Source organism: Stenotrophomonas forensis (assembly GCF_028752115.1).
Taxonomy (GTDB): domain Bacteria; phylum Pseudomonadota; class Gammaproteobacteria; order Xanthomonadales; family Xanthomonadaceae; genus Stenotrophomonas; species Stenotrophomonas forensis.
Map to the genome: position 1 here is coordinate 2,987,692 of NZ_CP082270.1, position 12,152 is coordinate 2,999,843.

Below are 12,152 nucleotides of genomic sequence, written 5' to 3' on the forward strand. Positions count from 1 at the left end.
CTACAGCACCTGCGGTCGGCACAGCAGGCTGAAGCGCGCGCCACCCAGCGCGGACGACGTCACCTGCAGGCGAAACCCATGCAGCCCCGCAATGGCTGCCACGATCGACAGGCCCAGGCCGAATCCACCGCCCTTACTCGCCTCCGCCCGATGGAAACGCTGGAATACCAGGCTGCGCTCCATCTCGGGTATGCCCGGCCCGGAATCCTCCACCGCGATGCAGGTCGCGCCGTCTTCCACCCGCGCCGAGAGCTGCACGCGGCCGCCCTCCGGTGCGAACCGGATCGCATTGTCGAGCAGGTTGCCGATCGCTTCGAACAACAGGCCGCGATCCCCCATCACGCCCGGCAGATCGGCGGCCAACTCCAGCAGCAACACCTGCCCTTTCTCCTCCGCCAGCGGTGCATAGAAGGCGTGGATCTCCTGCAGCAGCGTGTCCGGCGCCAGCGTGGCGAAGCCGGAACGACGCTGGTGATCCTCCAGCTCGGAGATCCGCAGCAGCGCGCGGAAGCGTGCCATCAACGTGTCGGTTTCTTCCAGCACCTGCTCCAGCGCCACTGCCTGCGGGTCGTCCTCCTGCACCTGCTGGCGCATGCGGTACAGCTGCGCACGCACGCGCGTCAGCGGGGTGCGCAGGTCGTGGGCGATGTTGTCACACACTCCTTTGACCTCGGTCATCAGCTGCTCGATGCGGTCGAGCATGGCGTTGACGATGGCCGCCAGCATGTCCAGTTCATCGCGCCGGTTGGACAGCGGCAGGCGCTGGCCGAGGTTGCCGGCCACGATCTGCGCGGTCGCCTGTTCGATGGCCTGGATGCGTCGCAGCGGCCGCCGTCGCAACAGGTGCCAGCCCAGCAGACCCGGCACCAGGGTCAGTGAAACGCCCCACAACAGCGCGTCGAGGATCAGGTGATTGACCTCGTTCAACGGCCCGCTGTAGCGCACCAGCACCAGGATGCGGCCGTCACGGGTGGGCATCGCCAGGCCGAAGCCGCGCTTGCCTCGCGCGTTCACATCGGCGATGGGCAATCCGGAAACCGGGTGTGCGCTGCCATCGAGTGGCAGCTGTGCCGGCAGCGACTTCAGCATGCCCGCAAGCGGTTTTCCGTCGGGGGTGAACAGGCCGTAGGCATCAATGCCATGCAGGTCGTAGCGGCGGTTCTCGCGCAGCGCCGCGGTCAGCCCATCGCCGGTGAAGTGCTCGAACAGATGTGCGCGTTGCAGCACCGCCGACTGCGCCAGCTCGTCCAGGTACAGCGATACCCGCCAGTACAGCACCCCCAGCAGCACGCACGACCAGGCCACGAACAGCAGGCTGTACAGCCCCAGCAGGCGGCTGCTGGACGAACGCCAGCCGTCAGACAGTTTCGCTGAGGACATAGCCACTGCCGCGCACGGTACGGATCAGCGACGGTGCATCGGCCTGGTCCAGCTTGCGCCGCAGGCGGCCGATATGCACGTCGATGAGGTTGGTGCCCGGGTCGAAGTGGTAGCCCCACACTTCCTCGAACAGCATCATCCGGGTCAGCACCTGCCCGGCGTTGCGCATCAGGTACTCCAGCAGCTTGAACTCGGTCGGCAGCAGGCTCAGGCTGCGCCCGCCACGGTGGGCGGTGCGCGCCAGCAGGTCCAGCTGCAGGTCGCCGACCCGCAGCACGGTCTCGTTGCTGGCCGGCTGCTGGCGGCGACGCAACAGCACTTCCACCCGCGCCGCCATCTCGTCGGAGGCGAACGGCTTGGTCAGGTAGTCGTCGCCACCGGCGCGCAGGCCGCGCACGCGCTCGTCCACGTCGGACAACGCGCTGAGCATCAGCACCGGCGTGGCAACGCCGATCCGCCGCAGCGTGGTGACGATGGCCAGGCCGTCCAGGCCAGGCAGCATGCGGTCCAGCGTGATCACGTCATAGTCGCCGCTGGCCGCGCGCACCAGGCCTTCACGACCATCGGCCACCCAGTCCACGTGCAGGCCATGGCTGCCCAGCTCGGCCACGATTTCCTGGGCAGTGATGGCGTCATCCTCGATGGTCAATACGCGCGACATGGGCACCGCTGGAGTCGAGACTGGCCCATGCTCGCCAAATCAGCCGGCACGGGCAAATGAAACATCCTTCATCCACCACCACGGTGCGGGCCGGTTCAGCCCGTTTCGCCGTCGTCACCCGGCAGCTCGGACAGTTCGCCCTGCACCTGCACGTTGTTGCGGCCCATCGCCTTGGCCCGGTAGCACTGGGCGTCGGCCGCGGCCACAGCCTGGTCCACGCTCATGCCGCCGGCCAGCGGCGCGACACCGATACTGGCACCGACCCGCAGCCGGTCCTGGTCCCAGGGAATGGACAGCGATGCCAGCGTATGCAGCAGTTCGCCACCGATGCGCGCTGCACGGCGCGGCGTGCAGCCGGACAGGATCACCGCGAATTCGTCACCGCCCAGCCGCGCCACCACGTCCGAGTCACGCACGCCATGGCGCAGCACACTGGCCACCGCCCACAGCACGGCATCACCAGCCAGATGGCCCCAGGTGTCGTTGACCGGCTTGAAGCGGTCCAGGTCGATGTACATCAGCGAGGCCGCCTGGCCGGTACGCTCGACGCGGGTGATGGCCTGCTGCAGGTGTACTTCGAAACCACGGCGGTTGCTCAGTTCGGTCAGCGGGTCGATCTCGGCCAGGTGCCGCGCCTCGCGCTGGCGCGCACGCTGCTGGGTGTCGTCACGCAGCACCCAGACCGCACCGCGCACATGGCCTTCGTCATCGCGCAGCCACGCGCGGGTCAGGTCCACCGGTACCGTTGCCGTGCCCAGCCGCAACAGCAGATCGGCATGCAGGTCCACGGCATTGCTTTCCGGGTCCAGCAGCACCGAGACATCCAGCACTGAGCCCGGCGCGTATTCGGTGGTCAGCGCCAGCACGTCCTGCACCTTGTGCCCGGCCAGCGACAGTGCGCCATCGCCGGCCAGCATGCGCACGGCCGCAGCATTGGCATAGTCGATACGACCATCCAGGTTGACGCTGAGCACCAGGTCAGCCACCGCATCAAGCGTAAGGCGGCTGCGCTGCTCGCTCTCGAACAAGCGCTGCTCGCTGCTGCGCTGGGCGGTGATGTCCTGGATCTGCGACACGAAATGCACCGGCTGGCCATGCTCGTTGCGCACCAGCGACACCGACAACCGAGTCCAGATCACCCGCCCATCGCGGTCGAGATAGCGTTTTTCCAGGTGGTAGTGGCTGCGCCGCCCGGCCAGAAGATCGTGCACCAGCGCCAGATCGGCCTGCAGATCGTCGGGATGGGTCAGGCGCTGGAAATCGACCTGCAGCAGCTCTTCGCGCGGGTAACCCAGGATCCGGCACAGGGCGTCGTTCACGTCCAGCCAGCGCCCCTCCAGCGAAACCAGGGCCATGCCCAGCGCGGCGGACGTGAACGCACCGGCGAACTTCTCCGCCGACAGGCGGGCCTCGGCGCGAGCCTGCAGGATCTCGGTGATGTCGATGGCCATGCCGACATAGCCGATGCGCACCCCGTTGGCCCCATCCATGCGGCTGATCGACAGGCGCACCTGCCGTGGCTGGCCATCCTTGCGAAGCAAGGTCCACTGCCGCGAGTAGGTCTGCCCGTCGGCACGCGCACTCAGCGCCTCGAACACGCCCGGAAGATTGCCCTCGGCATCGGCCAGCGGCTGCAGCCAGGCGTTCAGCTCGGCCGGATCATGGAAGGCGTTGAGCCGGCGCTGGCCGACCACCTCCGGAGCGCTGTAACCCAGCAGGCGCTGCGCACCGGTATTGAACAGAGTGATGGTGCCATCGGTATCGGTGGCGATCACCGCCACCTCATCGGACGCATCGACCACCGCCTGCAGGCGCTGGCGGGTCTCGGCCGCATCCTGCCGCGCCTGCTGCAGCTCGGTCACGTCGGCATGCGCGCCGGCCATCCACAGCGGCCGGCCCTGCCCGTCCCATTCGAAGACCCGGCCGCGGTCCTGGATCCAGATCCACTGGCCGTTCCTGTGCCGCATGCGCAGCAGGCAGGCGTAGTTGTCGCTGCGGCCCGCGAAATGATCCTCCAGCGCGGCATCAGACAACGCGATGTCATCCGGATGCACCAGCTTCAGGAAGGTTTCCTGGCAGATCGGCTGCAGCTCTTCCAGGCGGTAGCCGACGATCTCGGCCCAGCGTGCATTGACCCGCATCTGGCCGGTCTGCACGTTCCACTCCCAGGTACCGGCCGCCGTGCCGTCGATGATCATCGCCAGCCGGCGCCGCTCTTCGGCCAACTCCTGCAGGCGTCGTTCAAGCAGCCCGTTGCCGTTGTTTCCCTGGCCCGCCATCAACCCGTTCCCCCGCCCGCGCAGGCACGCATCTGCCGCAGCGGCGCGCTGCAGCCTGCAACGAAGACGGCGGGTCGTGCTGGCGTCATGGCCCTCCCCAGCGACAGCGGGGGGGGCCGAACGCCTCCCCTCAAGCGCCAGTGTGCGCAATCACGGGGAAAACCGACAAGCCCCCCGCCCCGGATCAACCGTGACGGGGGCCACGATCCTCAACTGCGCTTGGCGCGGGCGAAGGCTTCGGCCAGGGCATTGTTGGCCGGTGCTGCCGACGCGCCGGGGCGGCCGCCATTGCCCTGGCCGCGGTTCGGCCCACGGTTCTGGCCGCCCGCGTCACGGCGCGGCCCCTGCCCCTGGCCGCGCTCGTCGCGCTGGCCCGGGCGGCTGGTGGCCTGGCCGGGGATGTCGTCCAGGCGCCGGGTCAGGGCGATGCGCTTGCGCGCCACGTCCACCTCCAGCACCTTCACCTTGACGATGTCACCGGCCTTGACCACGTCACGCGGGTCTTTCACGAACGTATCAGACAGCGCCGAGATGTGGATCAGGCCGTCCTGGTGCACGCCGATATCGACAAAGGCCCCAAAGGCCGCCACGTTGCTGACCACGCCTTCCAGCACCATGCCCTCGCGCAGGTCCTTGATGTCCTCCACGCCCTCGGCGAAACGCGCCGCCTTGAACTCGGGGCGCGGGTCACGACCCGGCTTCTCCAGTTCCTTGAGGATGTCGCGCACGGTCGGCACGCCGAAGGTGGCATCGGTGAACTGCTCGGCCTTCAGCCCGCGCAGGAAGCTGCCGTCGCCGATCAGCGCCTTGATCGGGCGCGCCGTGCTGGCCACGATGCGCTCCACTACCGGGTAGGCTTCCGGGTGAACGGCCGAGGCATCCAGCGGCTGGTCGCCATCAGCGATGCGCAGGAAGCCGGCGCACTGCTCGAAGGTCTTTTCGCCCAGGCGCGCGACCTTCAGCAGGTCCTTGCGGCGCTTGAACGGGCCGTTGTCGTCCCGATGGCGGACGATGTTCTCGGCCACCGTGGCCGACAGGCCGGACACGCGTGACAGCAGCGCCGCCGAGGCCGTGTTCACGTAGACGCCAACGGCGTTCACGCAATCCTCGACCCGCGCATCCAGCGCCCGCGCCAGGCGGTACTGGTCCACGTCGTGCTGGTACTGGCCGACGCCGATCGCCTTGGGTTCGATCTTGACCAGTTCGGCCAGCGGATCCTGCAGTCGGCGCGCGATCGACACTGCGCCGCGCAGCGACACGTCCAGGCCCGGAAATTCCCTGGCGGCGAACTCGGACGCCGAGTACACCGACGCGCCGGCCTCGCTGACCACCACCTTCTGCAGCTTCGGGTTGGCGGCCGCTTTGATCGCTTCACCGGCCAGCTTGTCGGTCTCGCGGCTGGCGGTGCCGTTACCGATCGCGATCAGTTCCACGTTGTGCTTGGCGCACAGCTGCTTGATCGTCTGCAGCGACTGGTCCCACTGCCGGCGCGGCTCGTGCGGGTAGATGGTATCGGTCGCGACCAGCTTGCCGGTGGCGTCGACCACGGCGATCTTGCAGCCGGTGCGGATGCCCGGGTCCAGGCCCAGCACGGTCTTCGGGCCGGCCGGCGCGGCCAGCAGCAGATCCTTGAGGTTGTCGCCGAAGACTGCGATGGCCTCGGCTTCGGCCTTCTCGCGGGCCTGGTTGAACAGGTCCAGCAACAGGTGGGTGTGCAGCTTGGCGCGCCAGGTCAGGCGGCAGGCATCCAGCAGCCAGCGGTCAGCGGCTCGGCCCTGGTCGGCGATGCCGGCCTTGCGCGCCACGCGCCCTTCGGCGTACTGGTGGCCGACCTCGGCATCGTTGCCCGGGTCCAGCTCCAGGAACAGGATTTCCTCGCGCCGCGCACGGAACAGCGCCAGCAACCGGTGCGACGGGATCTTCGCCAGTGCCTCGGCATGCTCGAAATAGTCGCGGTACTTGGCGCCTTCGGTTTCCTTGCCCTCGGCCACGCGGGCGCGGATCACCCCTGTTTCGCCCAGCCAGGTGCGCAGCTCACCCACCAGCGCGGCGTCTTCGCCCCAGCGCTCCATCAGGATCGCGCGCGCGCCCTCCAGCGCTGCCTTGGTATCGGCCACGCCCTTTTCGGTATCGACGAAGCTGGCAGCAAACACCTGCGGGTCCTGCGTCGGGTCGGCCAGCAGGCCATCGGCCAGCGGCTCCAGCCCGGCCTCGCGGGCGATCTGCGCGCGGGTACGGCGCTTGGGCTTGTACGGCAGGTACAGGTCTTCCAGCCGGCTCTTGGTATCGGCCGCCAGGATGTCGTTGCGCAGTTCGTCGCTGAGCTTGCCCTGCTCGCCGATGCTGGCCAGCACCGCCGCGCGCCGGTCTTCCAGTTCGCGCAGGTAGGTCAGGCGCACTTCCAGGTTGCGCAGCTGGGTGTCATCCAGGCCCCCGGTCACTTCCTTGCGGTAGCGCGCGATGAACGGAACGCTGGCGCCCTCGTCGAGCAGGCCGACGGCGGCACGTACCTGGGCGGACTGGGCACCGATCTCGTCGGCGATGGTCTGGGCGATCTGCTGGGCGAGCGCGCTCTGGGCGTTCTTGGCGTCGTGCATTGCTTCAGGTCTGTGCCGCGTTACGGGAAGACCCCATTCTGGCAACCGACGACGGAGCCGGACAAGGCATTGACAGGCGGCGAGGTTCAGCGGCGTACCCGGAGTGGACGCCGGCATCCTGGCGGAGAGAGGGCGCGGACCGGCCCTGGGCTGGGATGCCGGCGCGGGCGCACGATGGTGGGCGCGCCCTGCCGCGTGTTGCGAAGGTCAGCGGTAGTGGCGGGCGGCGCGCTGCATGACGATGTCGTCACGCATGCTTTCCAGGGCCATCAGGCGGACCTTGCCGACACCCTGCAGTTCCATGAACCGCTCCGTGTAGAACTCCGGCCCCAGCGCGGTGTCGGCGCGGGATTTGCTGAAGCCGTAGGGCACCACGCCCTTCTCGCCATCCTTGCTACCACCGACATAAAGAACGATTGCCATGTGATGTATTCCTCCAAATTGCTACTGCGTACTGCACTCGATGAGCGATGCTGCGAGCTCATCGAGGGAGAGCTTACCGCGTCGAACCTGACTGGAACGTCACGAAGGCTAATGACGATCGGTTGCATGCAGATGACTGCGGGATCGCAGCAGAATGCTTACGGATCTTTAACTTCCGGCTAACGAATCCCGGGGGATTCCCGCCAACGGCGCAGCCCCTCGTGGCTTGGCCGCGAAATGCGCTTCATGTGATTGGGTCGGTCGGGGTGGGCTCGCGGGACACGCCGTAAACCCGTCCATGGGGGCTCGATGGCGCCATCCATGGCGCCAACGGTCCCGCGAACCCATCCCGACCGCCCCCTGACAGTTTCCGTGCGCGTCCACCCACGGAGAAGAAAAAGAACAGCAAAAGCGGGTCGCGCACTGCGCTTGCTCGTGAGCCAGGCATCGCTTGGCTCTACAGGAAGCAACAAAGCAGCCGGCCAGGCCGCTTCTGCTTTTGATCTTCTTTTTTCTTTTCCGTGGCTGGACGCGCACGGAAACTGTCAGCGGCCGGGTGGGTGGGGGTGGCGGGGTATCCGCGGCATGGATGCCGCGGCTAAGCCCCCATGGATGGGTTCACGGCGTCCCCGCCAGCCCCACCCACCCGGCCAGCCCCCAGGAAGCAGGCATTCCGCGACCAACCCACGAGGGGCTGCGCCGTTGGCTGGAAACCTACGGCCACCAACCCTGCCCGAACCGGGCGTAATGATCCGCCGCGCGCTCGAACGGATTGCGCGCGCTCACCCCGCCGCACAGCAGGTACACCGGCAGGTACAACGGTCCCAGCACCAGGTACTGGTAGACGTGCGCGCGCTCGTGGTCGTCCAGCCGGATCAGCGGCTCCACGCCCCACCCGGCCTGATGCGCATAGGTGCGACAGGACATGCCCAGGTCGTGTCCGGTATGCAGGATCACATTGCCCAGCGTGATCGCCCCGCCCGGCCCCCACGGCCAGTGATCGAAGATGAGTGCACAGTCGCGGGCGCTCCAGCGCAGCGTCGCCCCACCCAGCAGGCCCGCCAGGCCACCGATCAGGCCGATCAGCGTATTGGGCAGCGTCCACACCGCGCCCAGCACCTGCAGCGCGCGCAGCCAGAGTGGCCAGGGCCGGGAGGCGGCGTTCAATCGGCCTCGTTCGGGATCAGCAGCCACAGGATCAGGTAGACCAGGATGCCGGGGAAGGCCGCCGAGCCGATCGAGACCAGCACGAACACGATCCGTACCAGTGTGGCGTTCCAGCCAAAGCGATGGGCAATGCCACCCATCACGCCGGCAATCATGCGGTCGTTCAGTGAACGCGACAGCGTGCGTGGTGTGGTGTTCATGGTGGCATCTCCTCGGGAACCAGAAAGCGCAGTCGAGCGCGGCTCGACTCTACACCCCGGCCATGTCTACGGCGCGCGTTGGCGCAGGGCCTGCAGGCGGGCGCCGAACCAGGCCGCAGCCGTCTGTTCAGGCTGCCCGGGACATTGGATGCGATAGGGCTTGCCGCTCATGCTGCTCTGGCTGGCCGCGCGCTCGATGAACTGCTCGGCGCTGTCGACCATGTCCTTCTTCAGCAGGTAGTCGTACTTGCGCTGCAGGTGCGCGCGCGCATCGCTGCCGTCGTACCAGCTGCCATTGCGCTGGAACCGGCACTGCGAACCGTCGAGGCTGGAGATCAACTGGGCGATCTCGCGTTGCGCCTGCGGGCCAGGGGCGGCGTGGGCCAGGGGTGCCGCCAGCAGTGCGGCAAGAATCAACGAAATCCGGTACGTCATCATCCCCCCAAGGGCAGTCGAGCAAGCTCGACTCTACAGGTCGCGAGCCTTCAGCCAGCCATCGATCGTGGCCGGCACTTCGCGTTGTGCGCGACCGGACACGTAAATGCCGATATGGCCGCCGCGGAAACTGGACTCGGTGTAGTCCTCGGTGCCCAGACGCCCGCGCATCGCACGCGACGCATCCGGCGGCACCAGATGGTCCTGCTCGGCGTAGATGTTCAGCACCGGCAGGGTCACCTGCGACAGATCCACCGCCTCCTCGCCGATCCGCACCGTGCCATTCACCAATCCATTGCCCTGGTAGAACTGCTTGATGAAGTCACGGAACGCTTCGCCTGCCAGATCCGGTGAGTCGAAGATCCACTTCTCCATGCGCAGGAAATCCTCCAGCGCGGCCTTGTCATCGAGGATGTCGAGCAGGCCCACGTACTTCTGCACGTTCAGGCGGAACGGCTTGAGCATCAGGTAGCTGGCATTCATCAGATCGGCCGGGATGTTGCCCAGCGTGTCGACCAGCAGGTCCACGTCCACCTGCCGCGCCCAGTGCGAGAGCATGTTGTCGGCGGTCTGGAAATCGACCGGGGTGACCATGGTGATCAGCTTGCCCAGCTTGTGCCGGCGCAGCGCGGCGTAGCACAGCGCGAACACGCCGCCCTGGCAGATGCCGAGCAGGTCCACCGGTCCACCACTGCGCTGGCGCAACACGTCCACCGCGCCATCGATATAGCGCAGCAGATAATCCTCCAGGGTCTGGAAGCGTTCGGAGCGGTCCGGGTAGCCCCAGTCCAGCACGTATACGTCCTGGCCCAGCGCCAGTAGCTTCTGCACCAGTGAGCGATCAGCCTGCAGATCGACCATGTACGGCCGGTTGACCAGCGCGTAGACAATCAACAGCGGCGTGCGCCGGGTCGGCGCCTGTTCGCCCACGAAGCGATACAGCACCACCTTGCCGTCGCGCCAGACTTCCTCGCGGGCGGTCACGCCATAATCCACGTCCTCCACCTGCGGCAGCAGCGTGAGCCCTTCCAGCAGCTTGCGCTGCATGGCCAGGGTTTCCTGCATCAGGTCGTCGGCGTTGAAGCCCAGCGGTCCCTTCATCGGTCACGCGTCCGTGACGAGGTGCGGGCGGCGGCCTTCTTCGCAGGCGCCTTCCTTGCGGGCACTTTTTTTGCAGGCGCCTTGCTGGGGGCCGCCTTGTTGGCAGGTGCGGCCTTCTTCACCGCCTTGCGCGCGGCCGGCTTCACTTTCGCCGGCGCCGGCTGCGCCACGGGATCCACGGTGGCGGTACCGGCCAGCACCGCCACCTGCGCCTGCAGGCGGCGCAGGCTGCGCTCCAGCTCGGCGATGCGGCGGTGCGCGGCGTCCATCTCGCTGCGGGTCGGCAGGCCGATGCGCTCACTCATCTGTTCCACCTCGCGCTGCAGGCCGGCGCGCAGGCGCATCTGTGCGTTGCCCAGCGAGGCGTACACCTGCTGGAACGGCTCGGACATGGCGACCTTGGCGTAGGCCTCTTCGGCCACTTCGATCCACAGGTCGAACATCGCGCGGGCGCTGGTCAATTGGCTGCCGGGCTGCTCGTGCTGGGCCAGGCGCTGCTCGAACAACGCGAAGGCCTCGTCCAGCGCCTGCTTGATCTGCTCGACGTAGGCGCGCGAATGTTGCTGGTATTCCTCCTGCGCGCGCAGCAGCGCCTGCCAGCGCGCCTGGTGCTCACGGCCCGGACCAAATGCCGGGCTCTGCAGCCACGGGCCCGCCTGCAGCTGGAACTGCTGCAGCCAGGCGGCGAATTCGGGCACGGCGGCGCCGGCGTGGGTGCTGCCACGAGCGCCCTGCAGCATCCATTGCAGCATGCCATCACCCTGCCCCTGCACCGCCTCGCGCCAGGCCTGGGCCACGTCGGCGCTGCTGGCGTCGCGGCCGGCGAATCGCGCGGCCACGTCCTGCATGGTGCCGTACCAGCTACCGGCCTGTTCGCGGAACCGGCGCACCGCGTCTTCCGGCGCGCCCGGCCCCTGTTCGGGCAGCAGCTGGCCCCACTCGTCGAACAGCCGCTGCCAGCTGCCCGGGCCATCGCCAGCCGGGGCGCCAGGCGTCGCCGCGTGGCGCAGGGCATCTCCCCAGGCGCCGAAGTACTGCCGGGCCAGGGCTTCGAAATCGCTGCTGCCGGCGTCGTGGGCCGAGCTGGTCATCGCAGGCCTCCGCAGGGCTGGGTCATGGCTTGGGAATACGCAGGGTCTTGCTGATCATCAGCGACCCGGACAGGGCGAACAGCAGCACCATCGGGTGCAGCTGCCACGGGCCGATCTGCCATTGGCCGAACCAGATTTCCTGGCCGATGGCGCCGGTGCCTGCCGCGATCGCCAGCACGATCACCAGTACCAGGCTGGTCGGGATCGGGGTGCCCTCGAAATACGTGACCTTGCCCTCGTCGCCCGTCATTGCCTCGGCGGTGACGTTGTAGCGCGCCAGGCGGCTGACGCCGCAGCAGACGAAATAGCTCAGCACCAGCCAGTCCCACCCGCCCTGCATGCCACAGGCATAGGCCAGTGCGGCCGGGGCCACACCGAAGGAGATCACGTCCGACAGCGAATCCAGCTCGCGGCCCAGGGTGGAGCTGGATTTGCGCCAGCGCGCGATGCGCCCGTCCAGCGCGTCGAAGATGAAGGCCAGCGGGATCAGCGCCATGCCGAACATCAGGTAGCCGCGCTCGCCGTCCTGCAGGAAGCGCATTGCGGCGAACACCGCACCGGTGCCGCAGAAAGCATTGGCCAGGGTGAACCAGTCGGCCAGCTGGAATTCGCGCAGCATCGAGAAGTGACGTTTCATGGGGTCTCACGGAGCATCAAGGCCCACAGGTTACCGCGAGCGCCGCCGCTGGCGACAGCACTGGCCGCGCCGATCCTTCACTGCTCCCTCACCTGTCCTCACTGGCGGTGAATTTTTCGCCACCCATCTTGACAGCCTAGGGGGGTGGCGCCTGTCGCCGCTTATCCACAAAGTTGCCCAC

The 12,152-nt window shown here is 67.7% G+C and carries 11 protein-coding genes; all 11 read right to left on the reverse strand.

The annotated features are described in order from the left end of the window. A complete protein-coding gene (locus K5L94_RS13890; protein WP_274510669.1) occupies positions 1 to 1,380 on the reverse strand; it encodes a sensor histidine kinase in 1,380 nt (459 codons plus the stop codon). Further along, the gene (locus tag K5L94_RS13895; protein ID WP_053450133.1) at positions 1,358 to 2,041 is read right to left on the reverse strand and encodes a response regulator transcription factor; all 684 of its coding nucleotides are present in this window, start codon (positions 2,039 to 2,041) and stop codon (positions 1,358 to 1,360) included. The genes K5L94_RS13890 and K5L94_RS13895 overlap by 23 nt, the downstream gene beginning before the upstream one ends. 95 nt (positions 2,042 to 2,136) lie before the next feature. Then, positions 2,137 to 4,320 carry a PAS domain S-box protein gene (locus K5L94_RS13900; protein WP_274510670.1) on the reverse strand — a complete coding sequence of 728 codons (2,184 nt, stop codon included), beginning with the start codon at positions 4,318 to 4,320 and terminating at the stop codon, positions 2,137 to 2,139. A 209-nt stretch (positions 4,321 to 4,529) separates the two neighbouring features. Continuing rightward, complete coding sequence (locus K5L94_RS13905) at positions 4,530 to 6,917, reverse strand: Tex family protein (protein WP_274510671.1); 2,388 nt, start codon at positions 6,915 to 6,917, stop codon at positions 4,530 to 4,532. A gap of 207 nt (positions 6,918 to 7,124) precedes the next feature. Further along, complete coding sequence (locus K5L94_RS13910; RefSeq protein ID WP_006452005.1) at positions 7,125 to 7,340, reverse strand: hypothetical protein; 216 nt, start codon at positions 7,338 to 7,340, stop codon at positions 7,125 to 7,127. Between the two features lie 714 nt (positions 7,341 to 8,054). Beyond that, positions 8,055 to 8,507, reverse strand: coding sequence for a hypothetical protein (locus K5L94_RS13915; protein ID WP_053511281.1), 453 nt, complete (start codon positions 8,505 to 8,507; stop codon positions 8,055 to 8,057). After that, on the reverse strand, positions 8,504 to 8,707 hold the full coding sequence (locus K5L94_RS13920; protein WP_006452007.1) for a PspC domain-containing protein: 204 nt from the start codon (positions 8,705 to 8,707) through the stop codon (positions 8,504 to 8,506). The genes K5L94_RS13915 and K5L94_RS13920 overlap by 4 nt, the downstream gene beginning before the upstream one ends. A gap of 66 nt (positions 8,708 to 8,773) precedes the next feature. Beyond that, the gene (locus K5L94_RS13925; protein ID WP_053511285.1) at positions 8,774 to 9,142 is read right to left on the reverse strand and encodes a YfeK family protein; all 369 of its coding nucleotides are present in this window, start codon (positions 9,140 to 9,142) and stop codon (positions 8,774 to 8,776) included. A gap of 33 nt (positions 9,143 to 9,175) precedes the next feature. Further along, complete coding sequence (locus K5L94_RS13930) at positions 9,176 to 10,243, reverse strand: class III poly(R)-hydroxyalkanoic acid synthase subunit PhaC (RefSeq protein WP_053450137.1); 1,068 nt, start codon at positions 10,241 to 10,243, stop codon at positions 9,176 to 9,178. Continuing rightward, entirely contained in the window at positions 10,240 to 11,334 is a 1,095-nt protein-coding gene (gene phaE, locus K5L94_RS13935) for a class III poly(R)-hydroxyalkanoic acid synthase subunit PhaE (protein ID WP_274510672.1), read from the reverse strand. The genes K5L94_RS13930 and phaE overlap by 4 nt, the downstream gene beginning before the upstream one ends. Positions 11,335 to 11,356: 22 nt before the next feature. After that, positions 11,357 to 11,971: a CDP-alcohol phosphatidyltransferase family protein gene (locus K5L94_RS13940; RefSeq protein WP_006452013.1), complete on the reverse strand. Its 615-nt coding sequence runs from the start codon at positions 11,969 to 11,971 to the stop codon at positions 11,357 to 11,359. Positions 11,972 to 12,152: the final 181 nt, after the last annotated feature.

Excerpts from the sequence above, each read along its gene's own strand:
- K5L94_RS13890 (WP_274510669.1), bottom strand. The coding sequence starts at position 1,380 with ATGTCCTCAGCGAAACTGTCTGACGGCTGGCGTTCGTCCAGCAGCCGC.
- K5L94_RS13895 (WP_053450133.1), bottom strand. The coding sequence starts at position 2,041 with ATGTCGCGCGTATTGACCATCGAGGATGACGCCATCACTGCCCAGGAA.
- K5L94_RS13900 (WP_274510670.1), bottom strand. The coding sequence starts at position 4,320 with ATGGCGGGCCAGGGAAACAACGGCAACGGGCTGCTTGAACGACGCCTG.
- K5L94_RS13905 (WP_274510671.1), bottom strand. The coding sequence starts at position 6,917 with ATGCACGACGCCAAGAACGCCCAGAGCGCGCTCGCCCAGCAGATCGCC.
- K5L94_RS13910 (WP_006452005.1), bottom strand. The coding sequence starts at position 7,340 with ATGGCAATCGTTCTTTATGTCGGTGGTAGCAAGGATGGCGAGAAGGGC.
- K5L94_RS13920 (WP_006452007.1), bottom strand. The coding sequence starts at position 8,707 with ATGAACACCACACCACGCACGCTGTCGCGTTCACTGAACGACCGCATG.
- K5L94_RS13925 (WP_053511285.1), bottom strand. The coding sequence starts at position 9,142 with ATGACGTACCGGATTTCGTTGATTCTTGCCGCACTGCTGGCGGCACCC.
- K5L94_RS13930 (WP_053450137.1), bottom strand. The coding sequence starts at position 10,243 with ATGAAGGGACCGCTGGGCTTCAACGCCGACGACCTGATGCAGGAAACC.
- phaE (WP_274510672.1), bottom strand. The coding sequence starts at position 11,334 with ATGACCAGCTCGGCCCACGACGCCGGCAGCAGCGATTTCGAAGCCCTG.
- K5L94_RS13940 (WP_006452013.1), bottom strand. The coding sequence starts at position 11,971 with ATGAAACGTCACTTCTCGATGCTGCGCGAATTCCAGCTGGCCGACTGG.